Source organism: Achromobacter sp. SD115 (assembly GCF_017355315.1).
Classification (GTDB): Bacteria; Pseudomonadota; Gammaproteobacteria; order Burkholderiales; family Burkholderiaceae_B; genus Achromobacter; species Achromobacter xylosoxidans_B.
On sequence record NZ_JADIJM010000023.1, the window covers coordinates 1 to 17,805 of the forward strand.

A 17,805-nucleotide genomic window follows, 5' to 3' on the forward strand; every position below is an offset into this window, starting at 1 on the left:
TCGCGGTTCAAAACTGTCTGAACTGCGAAGGAGCGAGACTATAGCACAAGTTTTTCGCCTGTCATGACGCGCAGCCAAATATTTGTTCTTGGCGCGCCCATGATCTGCTGCCGCTCTGACCCCCGCCCTTTTCCGCCAAGCGATGCTGCCTATATATAGATGGCGGACAAGACACGCCTCCCCTGGCAAGCAAGCGGCCCCGGCCCCTATATATAGAGGACGGGGCCGCAGCGGGAAGAGAAGGAACGCCGAGCCGCCCATCACGGGCGCGCGCGCCCTACCAGCGGAGATAGTCCACGTCGCGAAGCCGCCCCAGGTCGCGCTTGACTGCGGCTTCGTTCATCAACCAGCTGGGAGCACCCAGATCCTGCAGCAGGTGCTCATCCAGGTCGGCGGCCAGATGGCGCAGCCGCGCTTCGTTGCGGCGCTTGCGAAAGGCCGCCGCGAGCACGGCGAACAATCCAAGGCGGGGCGCCGCCGGTTCGGAGGACGGCGCCGGAACTGGCATGGCCGTGGCGGGTTGACGATCCCAGGAAGCTGCGGCCAGGGCCGGGGAAGACGGGGTGCAAAGCTGTGCAGACATGATGGGCTCCAGGTGTTTATGCACTTTGGTAAGCGTAATCGCCCAATAGCAGGCTGAAAATCGAATTGTTTTGGGAATATCGGTAAGCTATGATGACCAATCTTCTTCATCGCTCCCCCTAGCCATGCGCCTGCCGCTCAGTACCCTCCCCGCCTTCCGTGCCGTGGCCGAGCTGCAGAATCTGCGCGCCGCAGCCGAACGGCTGCACCTCACCCACAGCGCCGTCAGCCAGCAGATCAAGGTGCTGGAAACCCAGTTGGGCTTTCCTCTGTTCGAGCGCAGCGGCCGCGGCATCGTCCTGAATTCAGCCGGCGCCGCGCTTTTGTGCAGTGTGCAAGGCGCCATGGCTCTACTGGATGAAGGCACGATGGCGGCATCGGCCGCGGCCTCGGGCAGCGAGCAGCGTTTGCGCGTGTCGGTGCTGCCGTCCTTCGCGCAGCGCTGGCTATTGCCGCGCATGGCGCGGTGGCGCGAGCGCAATCCGGGCCTGACGCTGGAGATCGAAACTTCCCAGCAGGTGGTGGATCTGCTGCGAGACGGCTTTCACGCGGCGCTGCGTTTTGGCCGCGGCCCCTGGGCGGGCGTGGAATCGGAACCTCTGTTCGACACGCCCCTGCCCTTGATAGTCCTGGCGTCGCCGGAAACCGCGGCAGCGCTCCCCGACAATTCGCCGCAGACGCTGGCGCGCCAGCCTTTGCTTGGCGAGCGCGAGCTCTGGCAGACCTGGTTCAACGCTGCGGGGCTCAACACGCCCATCACGCCGGTGGCCTCCTTCAACGATGCCGGCATGATGATGCAGGCCGCCGAGCAGGGACTGGGCATCACCCTGGGCCGCCAACTGCTGGCCGCGGACGCGCTGTGCTCGGGCCGGCTGGTGCAGCTATCTCCCATCAGCATCGAGTATGAGCAGGCGCAAACCTACCACCTGGTCTATCGGCCCAGCCTGCGCGACTGGGCGCCGCTGGTGGAACTGAAGCAGTGGTTGCGCGACGAGTTGGAGATGTCGCGCGAGAATCTGAGCGCCCCCAAGCCCGGCGCAGGCAAGAAACCGCAGGCAAAAAAAAGGTAAAGCAGCATCTGCTGCCTTACCTCTACCCAATCGCGGCGCCAGCGGAAACCACGATCCGCAAGCCCGGATGCGCTACGCACGCATGATCCGGCAGGCGCCGCGGCGGCGGCAATCACATGTGGCGGCGGACCTCAGGCCACCTTGCGCGCAGCCGGCTTGGCCGGCCTCATCGTATCGGTTTCGTTGAAGCGCTGGTGCCAGGAGTACGCTTCCTCCAGCAGATGCGGCGTCTGGCCGCCGCGCTCGCAAGCGCGGTCGAAATAGTCCTGCAAGGCATCGCGGTAGGACGGGTGCACGCAATTCTGGATGACTGCGCGCGCGCGTTCGCGAGGCGCCAGGCCGCGCAGGTCGGCGAGGCCGCATTCGGTGACCAGCACGTCTACGTCGTGTTCGGTATGGTCCACATGGGACACCATCGGCACCACGCTGGAGATGTCGCCGTTCTTGGCCATGGACTTGGACACGAAGATCGCCAGGTGCGCGTTGCGGGCGAAGTCACCCGAGCCGCCGATGCCGTTCATCATGTGCGTACCGCCCACGTGCGTGGAATTCACATTGCCGTAGAGATCGAATTCCAGCGCGGTGTTGATGGCGATGATGCCCAGGCGGCGCACGATCTCGGGCGCATTGCTGATCTCTTGCGGACGCAGCACGATGCGCTCGCGGTAGTGCTCCATATTGGCCAGGATCTTTTCGTAGACCGGCTTGGACACCGTGATCGAGGAGGCCGACGCGAACGCGAGCTTGCCCTGGTCCAGCAGTTCGATGGCGCTGTCCTGCAGCACCTCGGAGTACATCGTCAGGCTCTCGAAGCTCGACGACTCGAAGCCATGCAGCACGGCGTTGGCGATGGTGCCGATGCCAGCCTGCAGCGGCAGCAATTCATTGGTCAGGCGGCCGGCGTCGACCTCGCGGCGCAGGAAGGCGTTGATGTGGCTGGCGATGGCATTGGTTTCCTCGTCGGGCGGCAAGGCGTTGGACGGGCTGTCCGGTTCCTGCGTGATGACGATGGCGGCAATCTTGGCGGGATCCACTTCGATGCAGGACAGGCCGATGCGCTGGTCGGGCGAAACCAGGCCGATGGGCTGGCGCGCCGGACGGGCTTCGGGCACGTAGATGTCGTGCAGGCCTTCGATGGCGGCGGGCACGCCCATGTTCAGTTCGATGATGATGACGTCCGCCTGCTGCGCGAAGGAAGCGGAGTTGCCCACCGACATGGTCGGCACGATGGCACCGGTCTCGGTGATGGCGGCGGCCTCGATGATGGCCACGTTGATGGGGCCGATATGGCCCGCGCGCAACTGCTCGACGGTTTCGGACAGGTGCTGGTCGATGAAGGCGATTTCGCCTTGGTTGATCTTGCGGCGCAGGGTCGTGTCGACCTGGAACGGCATGCGACGCGCCAGCGCGTTGGCTTGTGCCAGCATCTTGTCCGTATCGTGGCCCAGCGACGCGCCGGTAATCAGGGTGATGGAGAGCGGTTCGCGCTCGGCGCGGGCCGCCAGCGCCGCCGGCACCGACTTACAGTCGCCCGCGCGGGTGAAGCCGCTCATTCCGACGGTCATGCCGTCCTGAACCAGCAAAGCCGCCTGATCGGCGGAAGTGATCTTGGCGCGCAGCCCAGGGTGGCGGATACGGTCGAGATGCATGGTGTCTCCAGATTCAAGGGCCTACGTGCGGCGGGGCGCGGCATTGCCGCCATGCGCCCAGGCGCCGTCTGACGCGGCGTTTCCCGAGATTCCAGGGCCGGCTCGAAGCGGCCCGGGAACGAATTTTCCGCAGTATAGGAAGGCCGGCTCAAATCTCGTAATGACTTAAAATCATCTAGATAAGTCGCTTTTTTCATCGTTTGAATGTTTTGCGCGCATCGCGCGAGGGAATTCCGGTCCATGGACGTGCGCGCGTTGCGGTACTTCGTCGAAACCGTCAGACATGCCAGCTTCACGCAGGCGGCCAAGACGCTGTACGTGACACAGTCGACGGTGAGCAAGATGATCCGCCAGCTCGAAGAAGAGGCCGGCACGCCGCTGCTGATCCGCGACGGCCATACGGCCCGCCCCACCGACACGGGCCGGGTCATGTACCAGCGCGGCCTGCAGGTGCTGGAAACGATGCGCCAACTATCGGAAGAACTGCGCCAGACGGCCGACCTGCGCCGCGGCGCGCTGGAGGTCGGCATCCCGCCCATGATCAACCTGCTGTTCACGCCGGTGGTCAAGCGCTTCCGCGAACTGCATCCCGGCATCCACCTGACGCTGCGCGAAGGCACCGGCCAAGCCGTGGAGGGGCTGGTCGCCAGCGGCGAACTTGAAGTGGGCGCGACCATTCTGCCGATCGCGCCGGACGGCGGCCTGGCCGCCCAGCCCTTCGGCAGCTACCCGATCTGGGTGATAGGCCCGCCCGACGCGCCTTGGGCCGGCAAGACTTCGCTGCCGCTCGCCGCGTTGCGCGATGCGCGCCTGCTGATCCCCACGGACGACTTCGCCATGACCCGCCGCTTGCGGCAGGCTTTTGCCGAGGCCGGTTTTCAGCCGGGCATCGCAGCCCAGAGCGCGCATTGGGATTTCCTGGTGGCGATGGCCTCGGCCGGCCTGGGCGTGGCCTTGCTGCCCGAACCGCTGATGCTGCGCATGAAAACGCGCGGCTTGAGCACCGCCAAACTGGCCAAATCCGGCATGCAGTGGGAAGTCGGCCATATCTGGCAGCAATCCGGCTATCTGTCGTATGCCGCCCGCGCCTGGCTGGAGGTGTGCGATACGGTGCTCGGGAAACCGAAAAAAGGCGCCGCGCGCGCCATCCCGCCGGCCTGAGTTGAATCCAAACGTAGGCCAGGTAAACATGCTTTGCCAGCGCCGCCGCCTCTGGACCCTGCGGGGCGCCAGCGCCGCTTATCCGGCCCTGTTTTACCCCCCGGCTCATGCTGCCATTCCGGCGCTTGGAGCCCCCGTCAAAAATAGGGCCGCAGCGCTCGTTTTTGTTGCAACGGATGGGGCGGCGCCTTGCTATGCTCCCGCCTCGATGCGAGCGACTCGCCCAAGAAACATGACACAGACTTCCCTTACCCTGCCCGCCCGGCCCCGCCGCGCCCGCTACTCCGCCTTGGTGGCGCTGATGGCGGCGCTGCTGCTGGCGCTTTTCCTGCTGCCGGCCCACGCGGCAGCGCCGCCTACCCCGGCCGACACCGAAGCGACGCTGGCGGCCGCGCGCAAGCAGATCGATGACATCCGCAAGCGCGTCGCCGACGAAACCGACGACGCCACCCTGGTCAAACAACGCGGCGATGCGCTGGACATCCAGTCCAAGGCCGACGCCGCCGCCGAGGCCCTGACGCCTCAGTTGACCAGCGTAACGGCCCGGCTGAGCGAGCTGGGCACTCCTCCCGAAGGCGTCAAGGAAGCGTCCGACGTGGCCGCGCAACGCATGCAGCTGGATAAGAACAGCCGCGCGCTGGACGCGCAGATCAAGCTGGCCCGGCTGCTGTCCGTGGACGCCGGACAAACCGCGGAGCAGATCTCGGCGCAACGGCGCAAGCAGTTCCAGGCACGCCTGGGCGAGCGGCGCGACTCCTTCCTGTCCGGCCAATTCTGGACCGAGTTCCGAGAGGAATTCCCGCGCGACCTGGAACGCCTGGAAGCCCTGCGCGATGACCTGGCGACCGCGGTCGGCCAGACGCCGAAATGGGGCTGGCTGCTGCTGGGCGCGGCGATCGCGCTGACGATCGCCCTGCGCGTCGCCATCGGCCGGGTGCTGCTGCGGATAACCGCCACGCGCGTCCCGCCGGGGCGCTTGCGCCGCTCCTTTCTTGCGGTCACGCATCTGGTGCTGGCCGTGGCCACGCCGGGCGTCATCGCGCTGTTGATCCATATCGGGCTGGACTGGGATTCGCAGCTGAGCGACAACACCTCGTCGCTGCTCGCGAACCTGGTGGCGACGGTCTGTTTCGGCGGCTACGTGTCCGGCCTGGGTTATGCGCTGCTGTCCGCGAACCGGCCGTCGTGGCGCCTGCCGCCCATCAGCGACGCCGTGGCGCTGCGGCTGCGCTGGCTGCCCGGCGTGTTGGGCGTGCTGGTGGTGATGATCTGGCTGGCCGAGCGCCTGCCGGTGCTGCTGAACGCCAGCCTGACCACCACCATCACGCTGACCGGCATCGTCGCCGTGCTGACCATGGCGACGATAGGCGCGGTGCTGGCCATCAGCCGCCGGCTGCGGCGCCAGGCCATGCAGGAAAGCGAGGCCCCGATCCCGTTCTGGGTGTCGCTGCTGCTGACCTCGGTCTGGACGGTGCTGATCCTGAGCCTGGCCAGCTTGCTGGCCGGCTACGTGGCGTTCGGCAGCTTCATGGTCAAGCAGGTGCTGTGGGTGCTGATCGTGCTGGCCTCGGCCTATCTGCTGTCCACGCTGATCGAGGACGGCTTCAGCACGCTGCTGGGCACCTCGCACCGAGACGGCGGCGAACACGAAGCGCCCAGCATGCGCGACCAGGCGGCCGTGCTGCTGTCAGGCGTGGGCCGCGTGGCGGTCGGCCTGCTGGCCGTGATCCTGCTGCTGGCGCCCTTCGGCGAAGCGCCGATGGACCTGTTGCAGCGCTTCGACCAGTTGCGCAAGGGACTGGCCATCGGCGAAGCCCAGATCCGTCCGGGCGCGGTCCTGCAGGCGCTGCTGGTGCTGGCGCTGTCGCTGCTGGCCGTGAAGATGCTCAAGCGCTGGCTGTCCAACCGCTACCTGCCCACGACCGAGCTGGATCCGGGCATGCAGTTGTCGGCCGCCACGCTGTTCGGCTATGCCGGTTTCGTCACGGCGGTGGCGCTGGCGCTGTCGGCCGCCGGCTTCGGCCTGGAACGCGTGGCGTGGATCGCGAGCGCGCTGTCCGTGGGTATCGGTTTTGGCTTGCAGGCGGTGGTGCAGAACTTCGTGTCCGGCCTGATCCTGCTGGCCGAACGCCCGGTCAAGGTGGGAGACTGGGTATCGCTGGGCGGAGTCGAAGGCGACATCCTGCGCATCAACGTGCGCGCCACGGAAATCCAGATGGGGGACCGCTCCACGGTGATCGTGCCGAACTCGGAGTTCGTCACCAAGACCGTGCGCAACGTGACCCGCTCGAATCCGCTGGGGCTGGTGCAGATCAAGCTGCCGCTGCCGCTGTCGACCGACGCGGAACAGGTGCGCGAATTGATCCTGCAAGCTTTCTCGGACCACGAGGACGTGCTGGACGCGCCCGCCCCGAACGTCTTCCTGGACGGCATCGAGGGCGGCAACCTGGTCTTCAACGCCAAGGGTTACGTGTCGTCGCCGCGGGCAGCCTACGGCGTGCGCAGCGCCTTGCTGTTCACTCTGCTCAAGCGCCTGCATGACGCCGGCCTGGAGGTGTCGTCGCCGCCCACCATGCTGCTGGCTTCAGCGCCGCCGCCGGCAGCGGCGCCCCTCGCCGTCGCGCCGCCGACCCAGTCCTGAAGCCGCCACATCCTGCCGCCATCCCGCCCCGCCCGGGATCGGCAGGACTTCCGCATCAGCCCGGCGTGTACAGATCGGTAAAAGTCCGGTTGCGCAACGGCGGCGCCGCCAGCGCGGCGCTCTGCACGCTGCGCACCGGATAGGCCCGCGCCTCGGGCGCCGGCGGTTGCGGCAGCGCGGGGCGGTCGGCCAGGACCGGTCCCGAAGGCGCCACCTGCGCCACCGCGTTGCTGTCGAAGCGGTGATCCGCGGTCGTCAAGGCAGGATTGGTGCACAGTCCCTGCGCCACCAGCGCCGCCTTGGTGCGGTCGTCGGTCTGGCACAGAATGTCGATGGCCGCGGTTTCCAGGCGGCGCGAACGGTCCGCGTCCTTGGTCGAGGCGGCCGCCTGCATGGTTCGCTCGAAGTTGCGTCGCAGGCTGCACTTCTGATCCTCGATCGGGATCGCCACGTTCAGGCCGAAGCCGACCACGGCGCCGCCGCCGCCCGCCGAAACCATGCAGCTGTCGGAAGAGAACGAACCGTAGAAACTCTGTCCGCCCAGCGGCGGCACGCTGCGCAGCGTGCTGGACCCGCTGTTGTTGGAGTTGAGCGTGATGCCCTGATTGTTGCCGGCGTTGGTCGAGCCCGACGACGCCGATGTCGACGCATTGGAACTGCTGGTCTGGGCGCCGGCGGAAAACGCCGCCAGCGACAGGGAAATGGCAAGCACTATAGTCTTCATGATGTCCCCTCGCCCGGACGGCCGGAGCCGTCCGGATAACTGGGTCAGTGATTGAAACCGCCGACATGGCCCACCGGACCGATGCCATGTATCGACCCGAATGCACCCACATTCGCCGCATGGAAGGAGCCCGTCGCCGAAGCGCTGGTATCCGTCTTGGCGAACGTGGCGCCGCCATTGGCGATGCTGTCGCCCACCATGATGGGCGCATTGCCCGACACGTGGCCGTACGAGTCGCTATTGGCGTACTGACGCGTGCTGGTGACCACTTGCGTGCCATCGCGGCTGAAGCTGCCGCCCACTTCGGAGACCCCGCCCGTCATGCCGAACGACACCTGGCTGGAAGAGCCATAACCGTTGATCTGGGTGGCGGCCACGGAACTGCCTGTGGAGATGGACGATGCGGTGCCATTGATTGCGCCGGCGTGGCCCGTGATTGATCCGCCAGGGTCCGAGGCATAGGCCGAGACGGCGAACAAGGACAAGACGGCGACTGCTGCGAGCTTTTTCATTTCAGCTCCTCCTGCTCCGTGCATGCACGGATTCACGATTTACCGGCGACCGACCGGCGCGGACCGTTACCGCTCAGCGCCACGCCTGGACAATGACGAAAGGCGTGGGACTTTCGTATTGGTACGGAATGATTGCGCCGTCCTAGGCAAGTCGATATCGCCTAAACGGGCGACCGAATCCCGATGGACGATCCCGGGCTGTAAAACAATCGGCCAGATTTGCGGCAATCTTGCGCGGCGACCCTGCGTATGGACGAGGAAAAACGCGCTGACTCCGCGCCGTGCGCGTCCGGCTTCAACTTTATGGATGGGAATAAGGCGGACCGCCTCGGGCAAGTTCCCTAGCGCGCACAACCGAAGCGGCGAGGCCCGCCGCGCGCCTGCCTCGGAATTTTCAGCGATACTACGGCGGCCAGCCGGGCGCTACCCGGCCTCATCTGTTTGGAGACCAGAACATGATCCAGGAAATTGCCAGCATCCATGTCCGCGAAGGGCAGGAAGCGCTGTTCGAGGCAGGCGTCGCGCAAGCGAAGCCGCTGTTCCTGCGGGCCCGCGGCTGCCACGGCATGGAGCTGTACCGCAGCATCGAGCAGCCGCAGCGCTACACGCTGGTGGTGGATTGGGAAACCGTCGAGAACCACATGGTGGACTTCCGCGAATCCGGCGATTTCCAGGAATGGCGCAAGCTGGTGGCGGGCTTCTTCGTCGAGCCGCCCCAAGTGCATCACGAGCAAAAAGTGATCTGATACGGCCAGCCTGGCCGCGCCGCGCGCGGGTCAGGACTGTTCAGGCGGATCGTCGTATTTGCGCGCGCTGCCGCGAAAACGATCCGCCGGGTACTTCCGCGCATTCTTGACCATCTTGCCCGCGACCGCATCGGCGATGTTGATGCCGAGCTGATCGGCCAGGGCCACCAGGTACATCTGCACATCCGCGATTTCGTCCGCGGCATCCGCCAGCTTTTCGGGCGGCATCTGGCGCGACTCGGCCTCGCTCAGCCATTGGAACAGGGACACGAGTTCGCCCGCCTCTCCGGCCAGCGCCATCGCCAGGTTCTTGGGCGTATGAAACGGCTGCCACTCCCGCTCTTCGGTAAAGCGGCGCACGGCCAGCCTGATCTGTTCCAGGTCGGACATGGCTACTCCTGGCCCGCGGCCAGGCGGGAACTGGCGGCCAGCGCCACCGCCACGGTCGTGCGCACGTCGGCCAGCGCGCGGTGGGTGGGATTGGAAGCGCCCACATGGCGCGCCAGGATTTCCAGCTTGTGCGAGGGCAGCTCCGGCCAGGCGCGCCGCGCCAGCGCCAGGGTGCAATGGGTGGAATTGGCGAATGGCAGGCCGGTCTGGTCTGCCGCCGCGCCCAGGAAGCGCCGGTCGAACGACGCATTGTGGAAAAACACAGGCAGGTCTTCCACGAAATCCAGGAAGGAGGAAAACGCCTGCGTCACCGGCACGCCATCGCGATCGACTTCCGCCTGCGTGATGCCGGTCAGCCGGCTGATGAAGGACGGCACCGGACCGCGGGTACGCACGACTTGCGTGTACTCGCGCTCCAGCGTCCCTGCCTCGCCCACGCGCACCGCCGCGAACTCCAGGATCTCGCAGGTTGCGGTGGACAGGCCGGTGGTTTCCAGGTCGGCCACGATGAACGGGCCGCGCAATGCCTGCAACGCCGCGGCCAGGGCCTCGCCGCCTGCCTTGCTGCCCGCCGCGCGGACAGGCGCGCTGCCGCTTGCGCGCGGTCGCCGGTAGTAGAACGCCACGGCCTTACTCCGCCGGCCGCAAGGGCGCGAAGCGCGGCGCGCCATCCGGCAACTGGCCGAAGAACATCTCGGCCGGGCGCACCCACAAGCCGCGCTCATGCGGCCACAGGTGTTCGTAGACGACCAGGGACTCCTCGGTTTCGGAGTGGCGGGCGGTGCCCACATAGAGGTAGAGGCCGCCCTTGTAATGGCGGTGCGAGGCAAGAGCCAGTGCTTCGGATTCGGTCATGGACGGTAGCCGCAAATGGCGCGGCCCGGGCGGGAAGGTTCCTGCCCGGGCCTGCGGGTTCAGATCAATACCGTCTTTATAGCGCATCGGGCCGGCGGCGCCGGCTCAGTAGCGCCGGTATTGCCGCTCGGCCTGCGGCTGCAGCGGTCCATTGGCGGCCGGCCTGGCCCGCAAGGCAGGCGCCACGGGCCTGACCGCGGTGGCTGGCGGCGCGGTGCGCGCAGGCTCGCCGGCCCGCTGCGTGATGTCCTCGGTGACCTCGCCTAGCCTGGCGGACTGGGCCAGCGACACCTCCACCACCTCCGCCATGATTTCAGTCACTCGGCGCGACGACGCGACGATGTCGTCCATGGTCGTGCCCGCCGACTGGACCTGGCGCGCGCCGCTTTCGACCTGCTGCACCGAGGAGGTGATCAGGTCCTTGATTTCCTTGGCCGCTGCCGCGCTGTTCTGCGCCAGGCTGCGGACCTCCGACGCCACGACAGCGAAGCCTTTGCCGTGCGGGCCGGCGCGCGCGGCCTCGACCGCGGCGTTCAGCGCCAGGATATTGGTCTGGAAGGCGATGCCGTCCATCACCCCGATGATTTCCGAGATGCGGCGCGAACTCTGGGTGATGCCGCCCATGGTCTGCACCACTTCCTGGACCGTATGGCCGCCCTGCTCGGCCACGCGACAGGCGTCCTGCGCCAGCGTATTGGCCTGGCCCGCGCGCCCGGCGTTTTCGGTCAGGCCCTGGACCGCAACGCGCAGGGTCTGGGCGGCGGTAAAGCGCCGCGTGATGTCGGTGGCGTACTTGACGACCTTTACCGGGCGGCCCTCGGCGTCGAAGATCGGGTTGTAGCTGGCTTCGATCCAGACTTGGCGGCCGCCCTTGCCGATGCGCAGATACTGCCCGGTGTCGTGCTCGCCATTGCGCAGCCTGCGCCAGAATTCCTTGTACGCCTGGCCGCGCGCCTCTTCCGGCGGGACGAACATGCTGTGGTGCCGCCCCTGGATCTCGTGCGCGCGATACCCCACGGCGTCCAGGAACAGGTCGTTGGCGCGGATGATGGTGCCGTCGAGTTCGAACTCGATGATGGCCTGAACCTTGGAGATCGCCGCCAGCTGGCCTTCCACGTCCGCCTGCCGCTGCTGTTGCGCGGTGATGTCGACGGCGTACTTCACCACTTTGACCAGCCTGCCGTGGCGGTCGAGGATCGGGTTGTAGGAGGCTTGCAGCCAGACGTCGCTGCCATCCTTGCGGATCCGGCGATAGCGCCCGGCATCGCGGCCGCCCTGCCGCAGGCGGCTCCAGAATTCCGCATAGCCGGCCGATGCGCCCTCTGCCGGGTCGACGAACATGCGGTGGTGCCGCCCCACGATCTCGTCCAGCGCGTAGCCCATGGTGTCCAGGAAGTTCGGGTTCGCCGCCAGGACGTGGCCGTCCAGGTCGAACTCGATGACGGCCTGGGCGTTGTGGATCGCAGCGATCTGCCCGAGCATGTCGGCCTTCTGCATGCCGCGATCCATGCGCAGCAGCAGGCTGAGGGTAATCCATTTCATCGTGACGTCTCCTACCCGGAACCCGGGTGGTTTGATGCCGTTCGATTCGACCTATCTGCCGCGAGACAAATGGATATATTTATCTAACAATTTGCAAACATTTAATCTTAAAAATGAGCGGGTCTCAAGATTTTCAAGAGACCCGTCAAAAAAATCGGCATCCAGCAACACCAGGGTTTATCCCGACTCAAGCGGCGTCCAATTCGCGATATTGGCGAAAGATTCCTTCGCCGAAAGGCAAGCGCCTGCCGCTTTCGAAGTAGGGCTGCAATGCCGGCAGCGACGCCACGCGCGCATGCAGCGCCATGACGTTCGGATAGCGCACGGCCAGGGTGGCCATCCGCTTGGGAAAGGCGAAAAGCAGGCCATCGACCAGCTGGAACAAGGACAGGTCCACATAGGTCCAGCGCTTGCCGCCCGCCAGCCATGCCTGCTCCCCGCCCAGCACGCATTCGAAATAGCCCAGGAACTTGGGCATCCGTTCCTCCCGAAAACTGCGTGCGCGGCGCGCGGCCTCGACCTTCTGGTCTTCGTAGTATTCGCTGGCGGATATTGGATGATGCGTGTCGTGCGCCTCGGCCACCATGTCGGCGATGGTGAGCTGCAATTGGTTCACCCACAGCCGCCCTTCCAGCGAGTCCGGCGCCAGGCCGTGCTTTTCGCCCAGGAACAGCAGGATGTTGGCGGTCTGCGCCAGCGTCATCTTGCCCGCCACCAGATAGGGCGGCGCGAACGGCGGATGCTTGCGCTCCGCGCTCAGGTCCGCGACCAGCGTGCCTTCATCCGCGCCCGGCTGGCGCGCGCATTCGCGATAGGGGATGCCGCCAGCCTCCAGGGCCAGGCGCACGAACTCGCCGCGCCCGGGTATGCCGTCCCAATACCAAAGGTCATAGGTCATGCCGTCTCCTTCCGTTGATACGCCCCAGGGCTTGCCCGCGCCGGAACGAGCCGCGCGCCGATCCTAGGCGGGAAACACGCTGACTCCGCTGTCACGATCCGCCGCCTGCTGATACTGGCGCGGCGACTGGCCGAAATGCGCGCGGAAATCGCGCGAGAAATGCGCGCCGTCGGCAAAGCCGCAATCCAGCGCGATCTGCGTGATGCTGCTGGGATTGTTCAAGAGCAGCCAACTGCCGTATTCCAGCCGCAACTGCCGCTGGAACGCCATGGGCGACATGCCCGTCGCCAGGCGGAATGCGCGTTCCAGCTGCCTGCGCCCCACGCCGACGTAGCGCGCAATCGCATCCAGCGGCGGCGGGTTGTCGATGCGCTGCTCGATGAAGTGCGCGGCCTGGCGCACGCGCAGGTCCTGGATGCCCGACAGATCCGTGTGGAAGTGCGCCTGCGGCACGCGCCCCGGGCGCACGCCTTGCAGCATCATGTGCCGCATCGCCTGCTGCGCCTTGTCGCGCCCGCAATGGCGGGCCACCAGGTACAGCGCCAGGTCGATTGCAGCCGTGGAGCCGGCGCAGGAAATCAGGTCGCCTTCGTCCACGAACAGCCGGTCCACCACGGCGCGGGCCTGCGGAAAGCGCTCGCGGAAAGTGTCCAGCACGTTCCAGTGCACGCAAACCGTGCGCGGCCCGATGACGTCCGCCTGCGCCAGCGCGAAGGTGCCCGTGCATATGCCCAGCAGCCGCACGCGCTGCGCCGCCGCCAGCCGCAGCCAGTCGCGCAGGGGCTCGGGCAGACGGCCGTTGAAATAGTCGTTGCCGCCGCAAACCGCTACATAGTCGAACTGGGTCGGATCCTCGGGCAGGCCGTCGGCCACGTCTATGGTCAGGCCCGCGCTGCAGCAGCGCGGCTTGCCGTCCCAGCTCATGACGCGCCAGGCGGTATGGATCTGGCGGCTGCGTCCGCCGTGGTCGCCCGCCAGCCGCAACACGTCCACCAATCCGGCAAAGGCGGCCAGCGTGAACTGGTCCAGCAGCACGATGCCTACGGTCAGTGCGGGTTTCCCCTGAGGCAGGCCGCTGAACTCGTCGTCATAGGAGAAAGACGGCGCCGCGGCGGGTGTAGCGGTTTCCATGTCGCAATTATTCAAGTTTTTGTCCCAGGCCTTCAAGCTGGTTTTCCCGGGGATCGCCCAAGATGCATCTATGGCACCGTGCTGCCGCGCCCGCCGGCGCAGTCGCAACGGGCCGATAAATCGACAAGGGGAATCCGACATGGCAACACCTACCCGCAGCGCGATCCGCGCCGCCTTGCTGGGAACCGGCCTGCTGCTCGCAGGCCAGGCGCTGGCCCAGCAACAGAAGATCACGGTCGCCTGGTACGGCGGCAACTGGGGCGATGCGTTCCGCGCCTGCGTGGCCGAGCCCTACACCAAGGCGACCGGCGTGGCCGTGGTGCCGGAAGTCGGCACGTCCACCACCACGCTGGCCAAGCTGCAACAGCAGAAGGGCGCGCCCACCATAGACGTGGCCTGGATGGACGGCGGCATCAGCGAACTGGCCGCCGAAGCGGGCGTGCTGGACGCGCTGGATCCCGCCGGCATCCCCAACCTGAAGAACGTCATCGACCAGGGCGTGTACCGCAATGGCGCTGGCGCCTACGCCGTCAGCACCGGCTACTACTCGCTGGGCATCGCCTACAACACCAAGGAAGTGCCGCAACCGCCCACCAGCTGGAAGGACCTGTGGAAGCCCGAGTACGCGGGCGCCGTCGCCATTCCCTCGCCGACGAACTCGTCGGGCGTGCCGTTCATCTTCTTCCTGGCGCGGGTGTTCTCCGTCGACCCGTCCAATCTGGCGCCGCTATACGCCAAGCTGGCGTCGCTGGACACCGCGCTGTTCTTCGACAGTTCGGGCGCGGCCACCAACGCCTACCAGAGCGGCGAGGCCATCATCGGCGCGCACTTCAACGTGGGCGCCTGGGACTTGATCGACAAGGGCCTGCCCATCGGCTTCGCCGTGCCCAAGGAAGGCGCCTGGGCCACGGATGCGCGCCTGCATCTGGTGAAGAACGCGCCGAACAAGGCCGCCGCGCAGAAGTTCATCGACACCGCGCTCACGCCGGATGCCGCCGCCTGCCTGGCCACGCGCCTGTACCTGGGGCCCGCCGTCAAGGACGTGCAGGTGTCCAAGGACGTGGCCCGCAAGCTGCCCTGGGGCGCGGACGGCTCGGTCAAGAACCTGAGCCTGTTCAACTGGAACCTCATCAACAGCCGCCGCGCCGAGGTCACGGACGCCTGGAACCGCCAGGTTGCCCGCAAGCGCTAGGGATAGAACATGTCCGCTTTGCTCACCATCGAAGGCGTGTCGATGCGCTTTGGCGCCTACCAGGCGCTGGACCGCATCGACCTGGAGATCCAGCAGGGAGAGTTCGTGGCCTTGCTCGGTCCCAGCGGCTGCGGCAAGACCACCCTGCTGCGCTCGATCGCCGGATTCCTCAGGCCCGAATCCGGCCGCATCCTGATCGAAGGCCAGGACATCAGCCGCCTGGCCGCGCACCACCGGCCGCTGAATACCGTGTTCCAGAACTACGCGCTGTTTCCGCACATGAGTGTGCTGGAAAACGTGGCCTATGGTCCGCGGCGCCAGGGCGCGTCGAAGCAGGACGCGGCCGGGCGCGCGCGCGCCGCGCTGGACATGGTGGGGCTGGCGGACTTCGGCCCGCGCTATCCGCGCGAAATGTCCGGCGGCCAGCAGCAGCGCGTGGCGTTGGCGCGCGCCATCGTAAACCAGCCCAAGCTGCTGTTGCTGGACGAACCGCTGTCGGCGCTGGACCTGAAACTGCGCAAGCGCATGCAGCTGGAGCTCAAGCACCTGCAGGCCAAGCTGGGCATCGCCTTCATCTTCGTCACGCACGACCAGGAAGAAGCCATGACCATGGCCGACCGGGTGGTCGTCATGCATGCGGGCAAGATCGAACAGGTGGGCGGCGGGACCGAAATCTACCGGCATCCCGCCACGCGCTTCGTGGCGGAGTTCATCGGCGACGCCAACCTCATGCCGTTCACGGCCATCGACGGCGATGCACTGCAGATGGATGCCCAAGGCCTGCGCGTGCGGCTCCCGGGCAAGACCGCGCCCGCGCGTGGCGTCGCGGTGCTGCGGCCCGAGGACCTGCGCCTGGCCGATGCATCGGCGGCCACGGCCCTGAGCGGCACGGTCACCGACGTCATCAACGTGGGCAGCCATTGCATGATCCACGTGGACATCGGCGGACAGGTCCTGGTGGCGCGCCACGGCGGCATCGCGCCGTCCGGCCTGGGCCCGGGCGCAGCGGCGCGCCTGGCATTCGCGCCGGAACACCTGCACCTGATCGGTGAACAGCCATGAGCATGCGCGCCTGGCGTTCGCCCTGCCTGCTGCTGGCGACTCCCGTGCTGTTCTTCGCGGCCTTCTTCCTGGCGCCGCTGGCGGTGGTGGCGCTGGCCAGCATCACCGGCGGGCCTGACGGCCTGAGCCTCACCCCGCAGCAATACTTGCGCGTGCTGGGCGACCAGTACCACTGGGACGTGATCCTGGTGACCTTCCGGCTGGCGTTCTTCACTACCGTCGCCTGCGTGCTCCTGGGCTATCCGCTGGCCTGGTATCTGGTGCGGGTGGTGCGCTGGCAGGCCTGGCGGCGCTTCTGCGTCATCCTGCTGGTGGTGCCGCTGTTCACCAGCAACATCGTGCGCGCCTTCGGCTGGATGGTGCTGCTGGGCCGCAACGGCCTGGTCAACCAGGCGCTGGTGGGCGTGGGCGCCGCCGATCGCCCGGTGCGCTTCATCGGCACCGAGCTGGGCATCCTGATCGGCATGGTCTACGTGCTGCTGCCCTTCGTGGTGCTGGCGGTGGGCAATGCGCTGGCGCGGGTCGATCCGGCCTGCGAGCAGGCCTCGGCCGACCTGGGCGCCAGCCCCGCAGCCACCTTCTTCCACATCACCTGGCCGCTGACGCTGCCTGGCGTGGTGTCGGGCGCCATCATGGTCTTCACGCTGGCGGTCAGCGCCTACGTGACGCCGGCCCTGCTATCCGGCGGGCGCGTGTCAGTGCTGTCCATGCTGATCTTCCAGCAGTACAGCACGGTGTTCGACTTCCATTACGGCGGCGCGCTGAGCATGGTGCTGCTGGTGTTCACCTTGATCCTGGTGGCGCTCGCCAACCGCGCCGCCGTCTTGCCGGGAGCCGCGCGATGATCGCCCGCAACCTGATCCGCCTGATCGCCCTGGGCGTGCTGGCCTACCTGGCCCTGCCGCTGGTGGTGATCCTGGGTTCCTCGTTCACGGCCACGCCTTACCTGGCGTTTCCGCCCAAGGGCTTCACGCTGGACTGGTACCGCACCCTGCTGATCGAAGCCGGCTATGTCGCGGCGTTCACGACCAGCACGGTGCTGGCCCTGGCCGCCACGGCCGCGGCCGTGCTGCTGACGGTGCCGGCCGCGCTGGCGGTGGCGCGCTACGAGTTCCCGGGCAAGGCCGCGCTGACCTCGGTGCTGATGTCGCCGCTGGTGCTGCCCCACATCGTGCTGGGCGCGGCGCTGTTGCAGTACGGCGCGTACTTCGGCCTGACGCGCAGCTTCCTGTCGCTGCTGATCGGGCACATCGTCATCATTGCGCCCTTCGTGCTGCGTTCCACGCTGACCTTGCTGACGCCGGAGCAGCGCGCGCTGGAGGAAGCTTCGGCGGACCTGGGTGCGAATCCCTGGACGACCTTCTTCCTGGTGGTGCTGCCGCAGATCCGGCCGGGCATCGTCACCGGTTCGATCTTCGCCTTCATCTCTTCGTGGATCAACGTGGAGCTATCCATTTTCAACACCACGGCGGACCTCAACACCATCCCCGTGAAGCTCTTCAACTACGTGCAATACACGATAGATCCGACCATCGCAGCCGTATCGGGCGCCACGATCGTGGTTGCGGTGATCGCCATCGTCATCCTGGATTTGACCGTCGGGCTGGACATGCTGTCCGAACGCGGCAAATAACTTTTCCCTACCTTACT

General features: G+C 66.7%; 18 protein-coding genes. 8 read left to right on the forward strand and 10 right to left on the reverse strand.

Annotated features, from left to right (window positions below):
* Positions 1-277: 277 nt before the first annotated feature.
* Positions 278-583, reverse strand: a complete 306-nt coding sequence (locus IPU70_RS32880; protein WP_242702705.1) for a hypothetical protein — start codon at positions 581-583, stop codon at positions 278-280.
* A 124-nt stretch (positions 584-707) separates the two neighbouring features.
* Between IPU70_RS32880 and IPU70_RS25895 the strand changes: the two genes are divergently transcribed.
* A complete protein-coding gene (locus IPU70_RS25895; protein ID WP_207471863.1) occupies positions 708-1,652 on the forward strand; it encodes a LysR substrate-binding domain-containing protein in 945 nt (314 codons plus the stop codon).
* A gap of 131 nt (positions 1,653-1,783) precedes the next feature.
* On the opposite strand, the gene IPU70_RS25900 is transcribed toward IPU70_RS25895, so the two are convergent.
* Positions 1,784-3,301 (reverse strand): acetyl-CoA hydrolase/transferase family protein, encoded by a 1,518-nt coding sequence (locus tag IPU70_RS25900; RefSeq protein WP_207471865.1) that lies wholly within the window; start codon positions 3,299-3,301, stop codon positions 1,784-1,786.
* A gap of 240 nt (positions 3,302-3,541) precedes the next feature.
* Here IPU70_RS25900 and IPU70_RS25905 point away from each other — a divergent pair, with 240 nt between their 5' ends.
* Positions 3,542-4,462 carry a LysR family transcriptional regulator gene (locus IPU70_RS25905; protein ID WP_207471867.1) on the forward strand — a complete coding sequence of 307 codons (921 nt, stop codon included), beginning with the start codon at positions 3,542-3,544 and terminating at the stop codon, positions 4,460-4,462.
* A 232-nt stretch (positions 4,463-4,694) separates the two neighbouring features.
* On the forward strand, positions 4,695-7,103 hold the full coding sequence (locus IPU70_RS25910; RefSeq protein WP_207471869.1) for a DUF3772 domain-containing protein: 2,409 nt from the start codon (positions 4,695-4,697) through the stop codon (positions 7,101-7,103).
* A 55-nt stretch (positions 7,104-7,158) separates the two neighbouring features.
* On the opposite strand, the gene IPU70_RS25915 is transcribed toward IPU70_RS25910, so the two are convergent.
* Together IPU70_RS25915 and IPU70_RS25920 are read right to left on the reverse strand one after the other, a co-directional pair.
* Positions 7,159-7,827, reverse strand: a complete 669-nt coding sequence (locus IPU70_RS25915; RefSeq protein ID WP_207471871.1) for a hypothetical protein — start codon at positions 7,825-7,827, stop codon at positions 7,159-7,161.
* 44 nt (positions 7,828-7,871) lie between these two features.
* Positions 7,872-8,339 carry a hypothetical protein gene (locus tag IPU70_RS25920; protein WP_207471873.1) on the reverse strand — a complete coding sequence of 156 codons (468 nt, stop codon included), beginning with the start codon at positions 8,337-8,339 and terminating at the stop codon, positions 7,872-7,874.
* A gap of 455 nt (positions 8,340-8,794) precedes the next feature.
* Here IPU70_RS25920 and IPU70_RS25925 point away from each other — a divergent pair, with 455 nt between their 5' ends.
* A complete protein-coding gene (locus tag IPU70_RS25925) occupies positions 8,795-9,085 on the forward strand; it encodes an antibiotic biosynthesis monooxygenase (protein WP_013395456.1) in 291 nt (96 codons plus the stop codon).
* A gap of 30 nt (positions 9,086-9,115) precedes the next feature.
* Here IPU70_RS25925 and IPU70_RS25930 read toward each other — a convergent pair whose 3' ends face one another.
* The 6 genes from IPU70_RS25930 to IPU70_RS25955 all read right to left on the reverse strand — a co-directional run bounded on the left by IPU70_RS25930 (position 9,116) and on the right by IPU70_RS25955 (position 13,901).
* Entirely contained in the window at positions 9,116-9,475 is a 360-nt protein-coding gene (locus IPU70_RS25930) for a nucleotide pyrophosphohydrolase (protein WP_207471875.1), read from the reverse strand.
* 2 nt (positions 9,476-9,477) lie between these two features.
* Entirely contained in the window at positions 9,478-10,020 is a 543-nt protein-coding gene (locus tag IPU70_RS25935; RefSeq protein WP_242702709.1) for a PolC-type DNA polymerase III, read from the reverse strand.
* A gap of 85 nt (positions 10,021-10,105) precedes the next feature.
* Complete coding sequence (locus IPU70_RS25940; RefSeq protein ID WP_207471879.1) at positions 10,106-10,330, reverse strand: DUF1653 domain-containing protein; 225 nt, start codon at positions 10,328-10,330, stop codon at positions 10,106-10,108.
* A gap of 105 nt (positions 10,331-10,435) precedes the next feature.
* Positions 10,436-11,872 carry a methyl-accepting chemotaxis protein gene (locus tag IPU70_RS25945; protein WP_207471881.1) on the reverse strand — a complete coding sequence of 479 codons (1,437 nt, stop codon included), beginning with the start codon at positions 11,870-11,872 and terminating at the stop codon, positions 10,436-10,438.
* Positions 11,873-12,059: 187 nt separating this feature from the next.
* Positions 12,060-12,770: a glutathione S-transferase gene (locus IPU70_RS25950; protein WP_207471883.1), complete on the reverse strand. Its 711-nt coding sequence runs from the start codon at positions 12,768-12,770 to the stop codon at positions 12,060-12,062.
* Positions 12,771-12,833: 63 nt separating this feature from the next.
* Entirely contained in the window at positions 12,834-13,901 is a 1,068-nt protein-coding gene (locus IPU70_RS25955) for a GlxA family transcriptional regulator (RefSeq protein WP_207471885.1), read from the reverse strand.
* 139 nt (positions 13,902-14,040) lie between these two features.
* Here IPU70_RS25955 and IPU70_RS25960 point away from each other — a divergent pair, with 139 nt between their 5' ends.
* The 4 genes from IPU70_RS25960 to IPU70_RS25975 are packed head-to-tail and all read left to right on the forward strand — an operon-like array spanning position 14,041 to position 17,788.
* A complete protein-coding gene (locus tag IPU70_RS25960) occupies positions 14,041-15,093 on the forward strand; it encodes an ABC transporter substrate-binding protein (protein WP_207471887.1) in 1,053 nt (350 codons plus the stop codon).
* A 9-nt stretch (positions 15,094-15,102) separates the two neighbouring features.
* Positions 15,103-16,155 carry an ABC transporter ATP-binding protein gene (locus IPU70_RS25965; RefSeq protein WP_207471889.1) on the forward strand — a complete coding sequence of 351 codons (1,053 nt, stop codon included), beginning with the start codon at positions 15,103-15,105 and terminating at the stop codon, positions 16,153-16,155.
* A complete protein-coding gene (locus IPU70_RS25970) occupies positions 16,152-17,000 on the forward strand; it encodes an ABC transporter permease (RefSeq protein ID WP_207471892.1) in 849 nt (282 codons plus the stop codon). The genes IPU70_RS25965 and IPU70_RS25970 overlap by 4 nt, the downstream gene beginning before the upstream one ends.
* The gene (locus IPU70_RS25975; protein ID WP_013395466.1) at positions 16,997-17,788 is read left to right on the forward strand and encodes an ABC transporter permease; all 792 of its coding nucleotides are present in this window, start codon (positions 16,997-16,999) and stop codon (positions 17,786-17,788) included. Before IPU70_RS25970 ends, IPU70_RS25975 begins: the two co-directional genes overlap by 4 nt.
* The last annotated feature ends 17 nt before the right edge of the window (positions 17,789-17,805 follow it).